Below are 14,302 nucleotides of genomic sequence, written 5' to 3'. Positions count from 1 at the left end.
GCGATGAACCTGACGGCCGCCCTCGCCCTGCTCGTTGACGACGAGTTGCGGGCCCGGGCGGCGCTGGAGGCGCTGTTCGCCCAGGCCACCCTGCAGCGCGACGACGCGCTGGCCGATGAGGCGGCGGTCGGCATCCTGCTGGGCATCGGCCTGAACTACGTCGACTTCCGGGGCCGCCAGCGCTGGTGCGGCTACCTGCACGAGCGCCTGGACACCAGCGAGGCCTCCGCGCTGCTGACACACGCCGCCGCCGGCGACCCCGCGGCGATGCGCCGCTGCGGCGCCGCGCTGGTGCTGCCCTACATCGCCGATGACCCGTCCCTGCTGCCCCCGCCCTGGCTGAACCAGGTGGCCCAGGCGCTGCTGCGCGGCCTGCACCACAGCGAGCGCCTGCCGCCCTCGCAGCGCCTGGTGCTGGCCAAGGTGCTGTTCGACCACTTCTCGATGCAGCTCGACACCACCGCTGTCAGCCGCGTGCAGGCGGTGCAGCAGGAGCGCCTGCTGCTCGACCCGCTGAGCCCGGCCGAACAGGCCCAGTGGTGGTTGCTGGTGCTGGGCCATGCCGAGTACTTCGGCGAGATGGAGGCCGCCCGCCAGGCCCGCCAGCGGCTGGAAGCCCTGGTGGAGCGCCATGGCCTGAAGGCCTACCGCACCGCCGAGTTGTGCGGCGAGATGCAGCTCGCGCTGCGCGAGCGCCAGCTCGACCGCGCCGCCCGCATCGACCGCGAGCTGGAAGGGCTGATGCCCGAGCTGCGCGCGGGCTTCCTGGTCCAGTGCCTGCGCGCCCAGGCCAGCTACCGCGCCTTCCGCGGCGACAACGCCATGGCGCTGGCCCTGACCGATCGCCTGCTGGCGCTCTGCGGTGACCTGGAGGTGCCCGAGCGCGACCAGGGCGCCTACCACGGCCTGCGCGCCAACATCCTGGCCGCCACCGGCCGCTTCGACGACGCATTGCGGGTGCTGCAGGGCCTGCGCGCCAGCCAGACGGGCAGCCAGGCCGAGATCCTGGAGGCCATGATGGCCTTCGTCGAGGTCGCCGCCCGGCTCGACACCCAGCCCGATGTGGCGCTGGACCGCCTGGGCAGCGCGCTGGCCGATGCCGCCCGCCTGGGCTACACCCGCTTCCTGATGACCGCGCCGGCGCTGTCGGCGCGCCTGTGCCAGCTGGCGCTGGACGCCGGCATCGAGCCCGAGTTCGTGCACTCGGTGATCCGCGACCGTCACCTCAGCGCTCCCGACCCCACCCGCGCCGACTGGCCCCGGCCGGTGGCGGTGCAGGTGCTCGGGCCGATGGGCCTGAGCCGCCAGGGCACGCCGATCGCCTCGGCTGGCAAGGCGCAGCGCAAGCCGCTGGAACTGCTGGCGCTGCTGGCCGCCCACGGCGGCGGGCCGCTGGGCAGCGACCAGGTGATCGATGCGCTGTGGCCCTCGCTGGAGGCGGACGCGCCCAAGGCCTCGCTCGAGATGGCCGTCTCGCGCCTGCGCAAGCTGCTGGCGTGTCCCGAGGCGGTGCTGGTCAGCCAGGGCACGGTGGCCCTGGACCCCGACCTGGTGTGGTGCGACGCCGTCGCCTTCGAGCAGCTTTCGGCCCGCCTGCGCGAACGTCTGGCCGCCGGCCACGCACCGCTGGACGCCCTGGCGCACGATGCCCGGCGCCTGTTCGGCCTGTACCGCGGCCGCCTGCTGGGCACCGACACCCTCACCGGCCCGATGCGCCTGGCACGCGAGCGCCTGTCGCTGACCTACCTGCAGTCGATCGAGGCCTGGGGCCAGGCACTGGAGGCGCGCGGCGACTGGCCGGGCGCGCTGGCGCTGTACCGCCAGGCGGTGGGCGTTGATCCGCTGGCCGAGCCGTTGCACCGCGCGCTGATGCGCGCCCTGCTGGTGCATGGCGAACGCGCTGAAGCGCTGCGCGCCTACCGGCGCTGCTGCGACGCCCTGGGCAGCGCGCTGGGCGTGGGCCCCGGCGCCGAGACCCAGGCGCTGGGCCGCGCAGCGGGCGCCCCTGAGTTGCCGGCCTGAACGGTCCGCCTGCAGAAGACGCCGCGCCCCCCTTGGATCCAGGGGTTCAAGTGCGCCAACCGTTGGTCATCCGTTGGTGCGGGTCGGTCGCCGCTGGGCGACAGTGGGCTCACCCGCCGACCACCGGACCTAGACTGTGCGCCCTCCGCCTCGCCTGCCGCCCATGGCAACATCGGGTGCCCCGTCTGCCCAGGAAACCGCTTGGACCCGCGCCCCGCTGCGCCTTCGCGCACCATCGTCTTCGCCCACGCCAACGGCTTTCCGGCCGGCACCTACCGCGTGCTGTTCGAGCGCTGGCGCGCCGCAGGCTACACCGTCCACGCCCCCGAGCGTTTCGGCCACGACCCGCGCTACCCGGTGGGCCCGCGCTGGAGCGGCCTGCGCGACGAACTGCTCGACTTCGTTGCCGGCACCGGCCAGGCGCCGGTACTGCTGGTCGGCCATTCCCTGGGCGGCCTGCTCAGCATGCTGGCCGCCAGCCACCGACCCGCGCTGTGCGCCGGCGTGGTGCTGCTGGACTCACCGCTCATCACCGGCTGGCGCGCCCAGGTGCTGCACGCCATCAAGCGCGTCGGTCTGGTGCAGCGCCTGGGTCCGGGACAGGTCTCGATCCGCCGCCGCCACGCCTGGCCGGACCGCGACGCGGCGCTGGCCCACTTCCAGTCCAAGCCGGTCTTCGCCCGCTGGGACCCGCGCGTGCTGCGCGACTACGTGGACGCCGGCACCGAAGGCCATGGCAGCAGCGAGGTGCGCCTGCGCTTCGAGCGCGAGGTCGAGACCCGCATCTACAACAGCCTGCCGCACCACCTGGGCCCGCTGCTGCGCCGCCATCCGCTGCGCTGCCCGGTGGGCTTCATCGCCGGCACGCAGTCCGCCGAGATGCGCCAGGGCGGCGACGCCGCCTCGCGCCGGCTGGCTGGCGAGCGCTTCGTGCGTTTCGAGGGCAGCCACCTGTTCCCGATGGAGCGGCCCGAGGCCACCGCCGAGCTGATCCTGCGGCTGTTCCAGGATTTCGAGCACCCTGGCGCCCTGAGCGCCTCACCCCTTCCCCCTGCCCACCCTGAGGCCCCTGCCGTGTGAACACCGCGGGGCCGCGATTCAAAGGAAATTGCCATGCCCCGTCTTTCCCACATCGGCACCGCTGTTCTGCTGTCCCTGGGCCTGCAGGTTGCCCACGCCACGCCGTCGCTGCTGCAGTCAGGCAACTTCGCCTACAGCTGCTCCGGCCGCGGCAACGGCAACGGCTACAACGGCATCAACCTGCAGGACGGTTTCGTCGCCGGCCAGTTCAAGTGCAAGGAGTCCAGCGTGGCGCCGGCACTGGCCAGCAAGGCGGCGAGCCACTACAGCGGCGTCAGCGGCGGCAGCTCCAAAGGCAAAGCCAAGAGCCTGGCTGGCAAGGGCGCCGTGCTGGCCAGCAGCAGCACCCTGTCCGACGAGGGCAACCGCAGCCTGACCGGCTTCGCCGATCACTGGACCATTTCAGTGCCGGGTGTCGACACGCGCGCCGCCCTGCTCCTGACCGTGCGGCTGAAGGTCCAGGGCCAGCTCGAAGCCCATGGCCTGTCGGGGTCTGCCGGGCTGGGCGCCGCGGTGTTTGCCGATGGCGCCCATGTGGGCGGCCGCCAGTGGAGCATCCGCTCCGAGATCGCCGCCCCCGATGTGTTCCTGGCCGTCAACGACACCGCCAGCGTGAGCCTGTTGATCAACAACGACGCCCCGTTCTGGCTGGCCGCCACGCTCACCGCCAGCTCCGGCGTGGCCGCCATGGGTGCGCCGGGCTCCGGCCGCGCCAGCACACCGGCCAGCGGGCTGCTGTGGGACGGCGTGGTCGAACTGCGCGACTACTGGTCTGGACAGGTCTACACCAACTGGACGCTGAGCACCGACAGCGGCGTCGACTGGCGCCTGCCCTGCCCCTGCACCGTGCCCTGAGCTCCCCCCATCGGAGGGAGACGGGGGCCGTCGGTCGGTATAATCGGGCTTTACCACCTCGGCATTCGTCTCCGGCCGCTGCTCAGCGGGTCGCCGGATGCCCCACGACATGACCAAGTTCGTCTTCGTCACCGGCGGTGTGGTGTCCTCGCTGGGCAAGGGCATCGCGTCAGCATCTCTGGCTGCGATCCTGGAATCGCGCGGCCTCAAGGTCACCCTCATCAAGCTGGACCCGTACCTCAACGTGGACCCGGGCACGATGAGCCCGTTCCAGCACGGTGAGGTCTTCGTCACCGACGACGGCGCCGAAACCGACCTCGACCTGGGCCACTACGAGCGCTTCATCACGACGCGCATGCGCAAGGCCAACAACTTCACCAGCGGCCAGATCTACAAGAGCGTGCTCGAGAAGGAACGCCGCGGCGACTACCTCGGCAAGACGGTGCAGGTGATCCCGCACGTCACCAACGAGATCCAGGAATACGTCAAGCGCGGCGCCGGCTTCGGCACCCCTGAGGCGGTGGACGTGGCGATCTGCGAGATTGGCGGCACCGTGGGCGACATCGAATCGCTGCCCTTCCTGGAAGCCGTGCGTCAGCTGAGCCTGAAGATGGGCGCCGGCAACACCGCCTTCGTGCACCTGACCTACGTGCCCTACATCAAGGCCGCGGGCGAGCTCAAGACCAAGCCCACCCAGCACACGGTGCAGAAGCTGCGCGAGATCGGCATCCAGCCCGACGCGCTGCTGTGCCGCGCCGATGTGGAGGTGCCGGCCGAGGAGCGCGAGAAGATCTCGCTGTTCACCAATGTGCCGCCGCACGGCGTGATCTCGGTCTGGGACGCCGACACCATCTACAAGGTGCCGCGCATGCTGCACGAGCAGGGCCTGGACGAGCTGATCTGCATGAAGCTGCAGCTGCTGACCCGCCCGGCCGATCTGAAGACCTGGGACCGCCTGGTCAGCGAGGTCGAGCAGCCCCGCGGCGAGGTGACCATCGCCATGTGCGGCAAGTACACCGACCTGTCGGACTCCTACAAGTCGCTCAACGAGGCGCTGCGCCACGCCGGCCTTCAGCACCACGTGCGGGTGAAGATCGAGTACGTCGACTCGGAAACCCTCACCGACGACAACGCCGCCGCCGAGCTGGGCAAGTACGACGCGGTGCTGGTGCCCGGCGGCTTCGGCAAGCGCGGCGTGGAAGGCAAGATCTCGGCCGCCCGCGCCGCCCGCGAGCACAAGCTGCCCTACCTGGGCATCTGCCTGGGCATGCAGGTCGCCACCATCGAATACGCCCGCCACATGGCCGGCCTGGAAGGCGCCAACTCCACCGAGTTCGACCCCGAAGCGCCGCACAAGGTGATCGCCCTGATCGACGAGTGGCAGGACGCGGACGGCTCGATCCAGAAGCGCGATGCCCACTCCGACCTGGGCGGCACGATGCGCCTGGGCGCGCAGAGCTCCGACGTCAAGCCCGGCACGCTGGCCCACGAGATCTACGGCCCGGTCGTCACCGAGCGCCACCGCCACCGCTACGAGGCCAACGAGCACTACCTCGATGCCCTGCAGAAGGCCGGCCTGGTGATCTCGGCCATCACCCAGCGCGAGAAGCTCACCGAGATGGTCGAGCTGCCGCGCGAGGTGCACCCCTGGTTCGTCGGCGTGCAGTTCCACCCCGAGTTCAAGTCCACGCCCTGGGGCAGCCACCCGCTGTTCAAGAGCTACATCAAGGCGGCGCTGGACCACCAGGCCGCCCGCGCGAAGAAGGGCTGAGCCATGCAGCTGTGCGGATTCGAGGTCGGCCTGGAGCGGCCCTTCTTCCTGATCGCCGGCACCTGCTCGATCGAAGGGCTGCAGCTCTCGCTCGACGTGGCCGGCCAGCTCAAGGAGGCCTGCACCGCGCTGGGCATTGCGCTGATCTACAAGGGCTCGTTCGACAAGGCCAACCGCTCCTCGGGCAGCACCCAGCGCGGTCTGGGCCTGGACAAGGGCCTGCAGATCCTCGATGAAGTGCGCCGCCAGACCGGCCTGCCGGTGCTGACCGACGTGCACGATGAATCCCAGGTGGCCGAGGTGGCCAGCGTGGTCGACGTGCTGCAGACCCCTGCCTTCCTGTGCCGCCAGACCGATTTCATCCGCGCCGTGGCCAAGTCCGGCAAGCCGGTGAACATCAAGAAGGGCCAGTTCCTCGCGCCCTGGGACATGAAGAACGTCATCGACAAGGCCCGCGCCGCAGCGCGTGAAGCGGGTCTCAGCGAGGACCGCTTCCTGGCCTGTGAACGCGGCGTGAGCTTCGGCTACAACAACCTGGTCGCCGACATGACCAGCCTGGCCGAGATGCGAAAGTCCGGCGCCCCGGTGGTCTTCGACGTGACCCACTCGGTGCAGAAGCCCGGCGGCCTGGGCGGCTCCAGCGGCGGTGCCCGCGAGATGGTGCCGGTGCTGGCGCGTGCCGGCGTGGCCGCCGGCGTGGCCGGTCTGTTCATGGAAACCCACCCCGACCCGGCGCAGGCCTGGAGCGACGGCCCCAACGCGGTGCCGCTGCGCCACATGCGCGCCCTGCTGGAGCAGTTGGTCGCGCTCGACCGCGTGGTCAAGAGCCAGCCGTTGCTGGAGACGGATTTCAGCGCCTGAGACCCATGCCTGCTGCCTACATCATCGCCGACGTCACCGTCACCGACGAGCAGAAGATGGCCGAATACCGGCAATGGAGCAGCCGCGCCATGGCCGAGCACGGCGCCGAGATCGTGGTGCGCGGCGGCGCCCCCGCGGTGATGGAGGGCGACTGGGCCCCCACCCGCATCGTGGTGCTGAAGTTCGCTGCCGGCCGGGCTGCCGCCCAGGCGTTTTACGACAGCGAGATCTACACCCAGGCACGCCGTGTGCGCGCAGGCGCCGGCGTGATGCGCATGATCGTTGTCGACGGTCCGGAGTGAGTCCCTGCAGCGATTGATCCGCGCAGGTAACCGGCAACGGGCATGCTGCGCACCGCCAACCCGAATTCCTAGCAAACGAAAGTGATGAAGCATGAGTGCCATCGTTGACATCGTCGGCCGCGAGATCCTGGACAGCCGCGGCAACCCCACCGTCGAGTGCGACGTGCTGCTGGAAAGCGGCACGCTGGGCCGCGCCGCCGTGCCCTCGGGTGCGTCCACCGGCTCGCGCGAAGCCATCGAGCTGCGCGACGGCGACAAGAGCCGCTACCTGGGCAAGGGCGTGCTCAAGGCCGTCAACCACATCAACACCGAGATCAGCGAAGCCGTGCTGGGCCTGGACGCCACCGAGCAGTCCTTCCTGGACAAGACCCTGATCGACCTGGACGGCACCGAGAACAAGAGCCGCCTGGGCGCCAACGCGATGCTGGCGGTCTCGATAGCCGTGGCCCGCGCCGCCGCTGAAGAGAGCGGCCTGCCGCTGTACCGCTACTTCGGCGGCATGGGTGCGGTGCAGCTGCCGGTGCCGATGATGAACGTCATCAACGGCGGCGCCCATGCCAACAACAGCCTGGACCTGCAGGAGTTCATGATCATCCCGGTGGGCGCGCCGAGCTTCCGCGAGTCGCTGCGCTACGGCGCCGAGGTCTTCCACGCGCTCAAGAAGATCATCGACGCCAAGGGCATGAGCACCACCGTGGGTGACGAAGGCGGCTTCGCCCCCAGCCTGCCCAGCCACGAGGCCGCGATCCAGCTGATCCTGGAGGCCATCGACAAGGCCGGCTTCACCGCCGGCACGCAGATCGCCATCGGCCTGGACTGCGCGGCCAGCGAGTTCTACAAGGACGGCAAGTACCACCTGGACGGCGAAGGCCTGCAGCTGACCGCGCCGGAGTGGACCGACATCCTGGCCACCTGGTGCGACAAGTACCCGATCGTCTCGATCGAGGACGGCATGCACGAAGGCGACTGGGACGGCTGGAAGCACCTGACCGAGCGCCTGGGCAAGAAGGTGCAGCTGGTCGGCGACGACCTGTTCGTCACCAACACCAAGATCCTGAAGCAGGGCATCGACCAGGGCATCGCCAACTCGATCCTCATCAAGATCAACCAGATCGGCACGCTCAGCGAGACCTTCGCCGCGATCGAGATGGCCAAGCGCGCCGGCTACACCGCCGTGGTGTCGCACCGCTCGGGCGAGACCGAGGATTCCACCATTGCCGACATCGCGGTGGGCCTGAACGCCGGCCAGATCAAGACCGGCTCGCTGTCGCGCTCGGACCGCATGGCCAAGTACAACCAGCTGCTGCGCATCGAGGAAGACCTGGGCGATGTCGCGGTCTACCCGGGCCGCTCCGCCTTCTACAACCTGAAGTAAGCGGCACTCAACGGCACAATAGCTGCCCATGCGACTCGTCCCCTTCGTCCTGGCCGCGCTGCTGGTGCTGGTGCAGGCGGAGCTGTGGCTGGGCAAGGGCGGCGTGCCGCACGTGATGGCGCTGCAGTCCGAACTGGCCGCCCAGCAGGCGGCCAACGACGTGCTGCGCGCCCGCAACGAGCGCACCCAGGCCGAGGTCGCTGACCTCAAGGAAGGCCTGGAGATGGTCGAGGAAAAGGCCCGGCGCGAGCTGGGCATGGTGCGCCCTGACGAGACCCTGGTGGTCGTCTCCGGCACCCGCCGCTGAACCGGGCCGTCCTGTGGACCTGATGCAGGCCGCCGCGCCGCTGATGGCACCGGTGTTCACGCTGGCCGGCTCACCGGTCAGCCGCGCCGAGCTGCTGGGCACCCTGCTGGCGCTGGCCATGGTGTGGCTGAACATGCGGGTGCACCCGGCGGCCTGGCCGCTGGCCATGGCCAGCTCCTTGCTCTATGCGCTGCTGTTCGCCAGCTCGAAGCTCTATGGCGAGGCCGCGCTGCAGCTGTTCTTCGTCGGCATGGCTGCCTGGGGCTGGTGGTGCTGGCTGCGCGGCACCGGCCAGGACGGCGCGGCCCTGCGCGTGCACCGGCTCGGTGTCCGCCAGCGCTGGCGCGTGGCTGGCGCCACGCTGCTGGCCTGGCCGGCGCTGGCGGGCCTGTTGATCGTGGCCACCGACAGCACCACGCCCTGGCTGGACGCGCTGCCCACCGTGGGCAGCATCACCGGCACGCTGCTGCTGGGGCGCAAGGCCCTTGAGAACTGGCCGGTGTGGGTGGCGGTGAACGGGGTCAGCGTGCTGCTGTTCGCCAGCAAGGCGCTGTGGCTGACCACCGCGCTGTACGCCTTGTTCGCCCTGATGGCGCTGGCCGGCTGGCGCGCCTGGCTGCAGCTGGAGCGCCGCGATGCGCTGGCCTGAACCGCCGCGCGGCGCGGTGCTGCTGGCCATCGTCGGCGCCGAGAGCACCGGCAAGAGCACGCTGGCCGCCGCACTGGCGCAGCGCCTGGTGGACGACACCGGCCTGGCCTGCACCCATGTGGCCGAGGTGCTGCGCGAATGGTGCGACCGCGAGGGCCGCACGCCGCGCCAGCACGAGCAGGACGGCATCGCCGCCGAGCAGGCGCGCCGTCTGGCCGAGGCCTGTTCCAACCACGCGGTGGTGGTGGCCGACACCACACCGCTGATGACTGCGGTCTACCACCACCAGGTGTTTGGCGACGACACGCTGGACGCACCGGCCCAGGCCTGGCAGACACACTGTGCGCTGACGCTGCTGACCGCACTCGACCTGCCCTGGCAGGCCGACGGCCTGCAGCGCGACGGCCCGCAGGTGCGCGCGCCCGTGGATGCCCGGCTGCGTCGGCTGCTGGTGGGTGCTGGCCTGCCCTTCGCGGTGGTGCGCGGCAGCGGACGCGAACGGCTGGAATCGGCGGTCGATGCGGTGGCACCGCTGCTGCGCGCGCGCCGCACGCCGGGGCGCGGCCTGTTCAGCCGCCTCGACGAGCGCGACGCCGGCCCCGCCGGCCGCGCCTGGCGCTGCGAGCACTGCGACGATCCAGCCTGCGAGCACGCGCTGCGCCAGCTGGCGCCACGTTGATCAGTGGCGGGTCGCGCCCTCGTCGCCCGGGTGGGCGCCCGGCGTGAACAGCTCGCCCACATCCACCGCATCGAAGCGGTAGTGGCGGCCGCAGAAGTCGCAGCCCACCTCGATCTCGCCGCGCTCGGCGATGATCGAGTCGGCTTCTTCGCGGCCCAGCGAGCTGAGCATGCCGCGCACCCGCTCGGGTGAGCAGCTGCAGGCAAAACGCGGCGCCAGCGGCTCGAAGCGGCGCACCGTCTCTTCCCAGAACAGCCGGCGCAGGATGGTGTCGGCCTCCAGCGTCAGCAGCTCCTCGGCGGTCAGCGTGGCGCTGAGGTGGGCGATGCGGTTGAAGGCCTCGGACAGGCCGATCTCGTCTTCGTTGCGCCGGCCCCCCAGGTTGCCCTCGCCTTCCACCGGCAGGCGCTGGATCAGCAGGCCGGCGGCGATCTCGTCATTGGCGGCCAGCACCAGACGGGTGTCGAGCTGCTCGGACTGCAGCATGTAGTGCTCCAGCACCTGCGAGAGTTGCTGCAGCGGCTCGCGCTGGTCACCATGCAGCGGCACCACGCCCTGGTAGGGCTGCTGCCCGGGCAGGCGGTCCTTGGCGTCCAGCGTGATCGCGCAGCGGCCCTGGCCGTGCACATTGAGCATCGCCTCGAGCTGCGCGCCCGCGGGCACCTCGCCCACCACCTTGGCGGTGGCGCGAAAACCCAGTTCGCTGTTGGCCTCGGCCACGGCCAGCTTGACCGGACCGTCGCCCAGGACCTGCAGGATCAGCGCGCCGTTGAACTTGATGTTGGCCTGCATCAGCGTGGCCGCGGCGGCCATCTCGCCCAGCAGCGTGCGCACCTCGGGCGGGAAGGCACCGGCCTCCTGGCGGCGGGCCAGCACCTCGCGCCAGCTGTCGGTCAGTCGCACCAGCATGCCGCGCACCGGCAGGCCTTCGAAGATGAATTTGTGGAGTTCGCTCATGGAAAAGGCCGCCGGCTGCGAAAAGGGGCAGCGGCGGCCGGATGCTCAGGTGGGGCGCCCGGGGCGGATTTCCAGGGGCGCGATGGGGATAATTCTACGGATGGATGTCCGCGCCGAAGCACTGAGGGTCTTGCAACTGACCGATCCCGAGGCCAAGTGTGTCGCGGTCACCGCCCTGTACCAGGCGGTGCTGCAAGGTGCTGCCGCCGACCCGCAGGCGACGATGAGCGCCGATGACGCCACCCTGCCCGGCCGTCCGCAGCGGCCGCGGCTGGTGACCGCCACCCAGGTGGCGCAGCGCTCGGTCCACACCGTGGCCGGTCGGGCGGCGCTGCTGCACGCGATCTGCCACATCGAGTTCAACGCCATCAACCTGGCCCTGGACGCGGTGTGGCGCTTCGCCGGCATGCCGCCCGACTTCTACCGCGACTGGCTCCAGGTGGCGGCCGAGGAGGCGCTGCACTTCCGGCTGCTGCGCGATCACCTGGCCACGCTGGGCCACGCCTACGGCGACTTCGACGCCCACGACGGCCTGTGGCGCATGACCGCCGCCACCGCCGATGACATCGTCGCCCGCATGGCCCTGGTGCCGCGCACCCTGGAGGCGCGCGGCCTGGACGCCACGCCGCCCATCCAGGCGCGGCTGGCCAAGGCCGGCGACCAGGCCGCGGTGGCCATCCTGGACATCATCCTGCGCGACGAGGTGGGCCATGTCGCGATCGGCAACCACTGGTACCTGTGGCTGTGCCAGCAACGCGGGCTGGACGCGCTGACGCTCTACCCCGAACTGGCGCAGCGCTACCAGGCCCCGCGCCTGCGTGCACCGCTGAACCTGGAGGCGCGCCGCCGCGCCGGCTTCAGCGACGCCGAACTGGTGCGTCTGGAGGCCGACAGCCGGGCATGAGCCTTGCGACAGCTCCGCGGGAGAAACCGCATTCCATTCGGTGGATTGCGCCGTAAACTGATCGTTTCACCGCTACGCCGGACACACGGCAAACGAGGATCTCATGGCCCAACACGACACCCGTCGCTTCCTGAAGGCTGCCGGCACCCTGCTGGCCACGCTGGTGCTGGCCGCCTGCGGCAAGCAGGAAGCGCCGCCGGCCCCGGCCGCATCGGCCGCCGCTCCCGCGTCCGCCGCCGCTCCGGCGCCCAAGGTGTACGTGGTGGGCACCGATGCCGCCTACGCCCCCTTCGAGTACCAGAACGAGAAGGGCGAGATCGTCGGCTTCTCGGTCGACCTGCTGACCGCCGTCGCTGAAAAGGGCGGCTTCCAGGTCAAGTTCCAGAACACCCCCTGGGAAGGCATCTTCAACGCGCTGGGCCAGGGCGACCGCGACCTGCTGATCTCCTCGATCACCATCACCGACGAGCGCAAGCAGACGATGGACTTCTCCGACCCCTACTTCGACGCGATCCAGCTGATCGCCGTGAAGGAGAGCTCCAAAGTCGCCAAGTTCGACGACCTGAAGAAGGCCAAGGTCGGCGTGCAGACTGGCACCACCGGTGACGAGGTGGTGACCAAGCTGCAGGGCAAGACCGCCAGCACCACCAAGCGCTTCGAGTCCACCCCGCTGGCCCTGAAGGAGCTGGAGGCTGGTGGCGTTGACGCCGTGGTCGCCGACAACGGCGTGGTCATCCACTACGTGGCCAACAACCCGGGCGCCAAGTTCAAGACCGTGGCCGACACCAAGTCCTTCGCGCCTGAGCAGTACGGCATCGCCGTCAAGAAGGGCAATGCCGAACTGCTGGCCATGGTCAACAAGGGCCTGGCTGCGGTGAAGGCCGACGGCACCTACGCGGCGATCTACAAGAAGACCTTCGGCACCGAGCCGCCGGCTGCCGCTCCGGCCGCTCCGGCCCCCGCCGCGTCGAACTGATCGACAGGTCGCACGCCGGAGACGCCGTCCATGGACTTGCGCTGGGGAATCCTCAGCGGCTACTGGCCGCTGTTCATGGACGGTCTGGTCACCACGGTGAAGATCACCGTGGTGGCGATTGCCGTCGGCCTGGTGCTGGGCGCGCTGTTCGGGCTGGTCAGCAGCTCGCGCGACGCGCCCCGCCCCAAGTCGCTGGCCGTCGACTGGGGTCTGCGGGCGCTGCGCGGCGTCACGCTGGCCTATGTCACTTTCTTCCGTGGCACGCCACTGTTCGTGCAGATCCTGCTGGTGCACTTCGCGGTGATGCCCGCACTGGTGCACCCGGATGGCGGCCTGCTGCTGTCGGGCGACACCGCCCGCGAGTTCCGCCAGGAGTACGGCGCCTTCTTCTCGGGCGCGGTGGCGCTGTCGCTGAACGCCGGCGCCTACATCTCCGAGATTTTCCGTGCCGGCATCGAGAGCATCCACCGCGGCCAGACCCAGGCCGCCTGGAGCCTGGGCCTGACCCATGGCCAGGCGATGCGCTTCGTGATCCTGCCCCAGGCCTTCCGCCGCATGGTGCCGGCGTTGGTCAATGAAGGCGTCACGCTGATCAAGGACTCGTCGCTGGTCTCGGCGATCGGTCTGGCCGAACTGGCCCTGGCGGCACGCACGGTGGCGGGCGCGTATTCGCGCTACTGGGAGCCCTACCTGGCGATCTCGGCGATGTACCTGGTGCTGACGCTGGTGCTGTCCACGCTGGCCAAGCGTCTGGAAGCGCCGGCCCATTTGCGCGGGCGCTGAGCCGCCACCGCCGCGCACAGGCCGCCCCCGGGCGGCCTGTGCTGTTTCAGGGGCTGTCGAAGAAGTAGCGCTTGAGCCCAGCCAGCACCATCTCGGTGGCAATCGCCGTCAGCACCAGGCCCATCAGCTTCTCCAGCGCTGAGACCATCGGTGTGCCGATCAGCTTGCGGATGCGCTCGGCCGACATCAGCACCACCGTGCTGACCACCATCGCCAGCGTCAGCGCGCCCACCCAGGACCACAGCTTCTCGGGCTGGCGCGAGGCCAGCAGCAGCACCGTGGCCATCGCCGAGGGGCCCGCCAGCAGCGGTACCGCCAACGGGAAGATCATCGGCTCACGGGCCCCGTCGGTGGCGTAGATCTCCCCCCCTGATGCGAAGATCATCCGCATCGCGATGATCAGCAGGATCACGCCGCCCGCCACCTCCAGCGAGCGCTCGGACAGGTGCATCAGGCTCAGAAAGCCCTGACCCGACACCATGAAGGCCAGCAGCACGCCAAAGGCGATGCCGGCCTCGCGCAGCGCCACCACGCGCCGGCGTTCGGGCGCCACGCCCCGCATCACGGAAATGAAGATCGGCAGGCTGCCGAAAGGGTCGAGCACGAGCAGCAGCAGCACCAGGGCCGAGGCGAAGGTATGGTCCATGGCGCCATTGTGCCCAGCCGGCCGCGCCCGGGATTCCCGTCATCAGTTGCGCCGGCGCCACGGTCTGGGGCTCCTCGGGGGGGCCGGTGGGGGTGGCAGTGCACGTCCCCCGGTTCCGCCCCCTTAAAATCAGGC

At 70.2% G+C, this 14,302-nt stretch carries 15 protein-coding genes; 13 read left to right on the top strand and 2 right to left on the bottom strand.

Features of this window, described 5'->3' with window-relative positions; genetic code table 11:
- The first annotated feature begins 3 nt into the window (after positions 1 to 3).
- From KAK03_RS09525 to KAK03_RS09480, 10 genes are all read left to right on the top strand, one after another.
- Positions 4 to 2,022 (top strand): AfsR/SARP family transcriptional regulator, encoded by a 2,019-nt coding sequence (locus tag KAK03_RS09525; RefSeq protein WP_210853733.1) that lies wholly within the window; start codon positions 4 to 6, stop codon positions 2,020 to 2,022.
- 201 nt (positions 2,023 to 2,223) lie between these two features.
- Positions 2,224 to 3,102, top strand: a complete 879-nt coding sequence (locus tag KAK03_RS09520) for an alpha/beta fold hydrolase (RefSeq protein WP_210853732.1) — start codon at positions 2,224 to 2,226, stop codon at positions 3,100 to 3,102.
- 33 nt (positions 3,103 to 3,135) lie between these two features.
- Positions 3,136 to 3,957, top strand: a complete 822-nt coding sequence (locus tag KAK03_RS09515) for a hypothetical protein (RefSeq protein ID WP_210853731.1) — start codon at positions 3,136 to 3,138, stop codon at positions 3,955 to 3,957.
- A 109-nt stretch (positions 3,958 to 4,066) separates the two neighbouring features.
- Positions 4,067 to 5,728, top strand: coding sequence for a CTP synthase (pyrG, locus tag KAK03_RS09510; RefSeq protein WP_210853730.1), 1,662 nt, complete (start codon positions 4,067 to 4,069; stop codon positions 5,726 to 5,728).
- 3 nt (positions 5,729 to 5,731) lie between these two features.
- Positions 5,732 to 6,589 carry a 3-deoxy-8-phosphooctulonate synthase gene (gene kdsA, locus KAK03_RS09505; RefSeq protein ID WP_210853729.1) on the top strand — a complete coding sequence of 286 codons (858 nt, stop codon included), beginning with the start codon at positions 5,732 to 5,734 and terminating at the stop codon, positions 6,587 to 6,589.
- A 5-nt stretch (positions 6,590 to 6,594) separates the two neighbouring features.
- Entirely contained in the window at positions 6,595 to 6,891 is a 297-nt protein-coding gene (locus tag KAK03_RS09500; protein ID WP_210853728.1) for a DUF1330 domain-containing protein, read from the top strand.
- A 91-nt stretch (positions 6,892 to 6,982) separates the two neighbouring features.
- Complete coding sequence (gene eno, locus KAK03_RS09495; RefSeq protein ID WP_210853727.1) at positions 6,983 to 8,266, top strand: phosphopyruvate hydratase; 1,284 nt, start codon at positions 6,983 to 6,985, stop codon at positions 8,264 to 8,266.
- Positions 8,267 to 8,294: 28 nt separating this feature from the next.
- The gene (gene ftsB, locus KAK03_RS09490; protein ID WP_210853726.1) at positions 8,295 to 8,573 is read left to right on the top strand and encodes a cell division protein FtsB; all 279 of its coding nucleotides are present in this window, start codon (positions 8,295 to 8,297) and stop codon (positions 8,571 to 8,573) included.
- 22 nt (positions 8,574 to 8,595) lie between these two features.
- A complete protein-coding gene (gene pnuC / locus KAK03_RS09485) occupies positions 8,596 to 9,222 on the top strand; it encodes a nicotinamide riboside transporter PnuC (RefSeq protein WP_210853835.1) in 627 nt (208 codons plus the stop codon).
- On the top strand, positions 9,209 to 9,901 hold the full coding sequence (locus KAK03_RS09480) for an AAA family ATPase (protein WP_210853725.1): 693 nt from the start codon (positions 9,209 to 9,211) through the stop codon (positions 9,899 to 9,901). Before pnuC ends, KAK03_RS09480 begins: the two co-directional genes overlap by 14 nt.
- On the opposite strand, the gene hslO is transcribed toward KAK03_RS09480, so the two are convergent.
- Positions 9,902 to 10,858, bottom strand: a complete 957-nt coding sequence (gene hslO, locus KAK03_RS09475; protein WP_210853724.1) for an Hsp33 family molecular chaperone HslO — start codon at positions 10,856 to 10,858, stop codon at positions 9,902 to 9,904.
- Positions 10,859 to 10,958: 100 nt separating this feature from the next.
- On the opposite strand from hslO, the gene KAK03_RS09470 reads away from it, so the two are divergent.
- From KAK03_RS09470 to KAK03_RS09460, 3 genes are all read left to right on the top strand, one after another.
- The gene (locus tag KAK03_RS09470; protein WP_210853723.1) at positions 10,959 to 11,762 is read left to right on the top strand and encodes a ferritin-like domain-containing protein; all 804 of its coding nucleotides are present in this window, start codon (positions 10,959 to 10,961) and stop codon (positions 11,760 to 11,762) included.
- A 103-nt stretch (positions 11,763 to 11,865) separates the two neighbouring features.
- On the top strand, positions 11,866 to 12,738 hold the full coding sequence (locus tag KAK03_RS09465; protein WP_210853722.1) for a basic amino acid ABC transporter substrate-binding protein: 873 nt from the start codon (positions 11,866 to 11,868) through the stop codon (positions 12,736 to 12,738).
- 30 nt (positions 12,739 to 12,768) lie between these two features.
- Positions 12,769 to 13,521: an amino acid ABC transporter permease gene (locus KAK03_RS09460; RefSeq protein WP_210853721.1), complete on the top strand. Its 753-nt coding sequence runs from the start codon at positions 12,769 to 12,771 to the stop codon at positions 13,519 to 13,521.
- A 46-nt stretch (positions 13,522 to 13,567) separates the two neighbouring features.
- Here the strand turns inward: KAK03_RS09460 and KAK03_RS09455 are convergent, their stop codons facing one another.
- A complete protein-coding gene (locus KAK03_RS09455; RefSeq protein ID WP_210853720.1) occupies positions 13,568 to 14,167 on the bottom strand; it encodes a MarC family protein in 600 nt (199 codons plus the stop codon).
- Positions 14,168 to 14,302: the final 135 nt, after the last annotated feature.

The sequence above is a fragment of the Ideonella alba genome (genome assembly GCF_018069845.1).
Lineage (GTDB): Bacteria > Pseudomonadota > Gammaproteobacteria > Burkholderiales > Burkholderiaceae_C > Ideonella > Ideonella alba.
This window is presented reverse-complemented; position numbering and strand designations above follow the sequence as displayed.

Coding starts and splice junctions, on each gene's coding strand:
- KAK03_RS09525 (WP_210853733.1), top strand. CDS start 4: ATGAACCTGACGGCCGCCCTCGCCCTGCTCGTTGACGACGAGTTGCGG.
- KAK03_RS09515 (WP_210853731.1), top strand. CDS start 3,136: ATGCCCCGTCTTTCCCACATCGGCACCGCTGTTCTGCTGTCCCTGGGC.
- pyrG (WP_210853730.1), top strand. CDS start 4,067: ATGACCAAGTTCGTCTTCGTCACCGGCGGTGTGGTGTCCTCGCTGGGC.
- kdsA (WP_210853729.1), top strand. CDS start 5,732: ATGCAGCTGTGCGGATTCGAGGTCGGCCTGGAGCGGCCCTTCTTCCTG.
- KAK03_RS09500 (WP_210853728.1), top strand. CDS start 6,595: ATGCCTGCTGCCTACATCATCGCCGACGTCACCGTCACCGACGAGCAG.
- eno (WP_210853727.1), top strand. CDS start 6,983: ATGAGTGCCATCGTTGACATCGTCGGCCGCGAGATCCTGGACAGCCGC.
- ftsB (WP_210853726.1), top strand. CDS start 8,295: ATGCGACTCGTCCCCTTCGTCCTGGCCGCGCTGCTGGTGCTGGTGCAG.
- pnuC (WP_210853835.1), top strand. CDS start 8,596: ATGCAGGCCGCCGCGCCGCTGATGGCACCGGTGTTCACGCTGGCCGGC.
- KAK03_RS09480 (WP_210853725.1), top strand. CDS start 9,209: ATGCGCTGGCCTGAACCGCCGCGCGGCGCGGTGCTGCTGGCCATCGTC.
- hslO (WP_210853724.1), bottom strand. CDS start 10,858: ATGAGCGAACTCCACAAATTCATCTTCGAAGGCCTGCCGGTGCGCGGC.
- KAK03_RS09470 (WP_210853723.1), top strand. CDS start 10,959: ATGGATGTCCGCGCCGAAGCACTGAGGGTCTTGCAACTGACCGATCCC.
- KAK03_RS09465 (WP_210853722.1), top strand. CDS start 11,866: ATGGCCCAACACGACACCCGTCGCTTCCTGAAGGCTGCCGGCACCCTG.
- KAK03_RS09460 (WP_210853721.1), top strand. CDS start 12,769: ATGGACTTGCGCTGGGGAATCCTCAGCGGCTACTGGCCGCTGTTCATG.
- KAK03_RS09455 (WP_210853720.1), bottom strand. CDS start 14,167: ATGGACCATACCTTCGCCTCGGCCCTGGTGCTGCTGCTGCTCGTGCTC.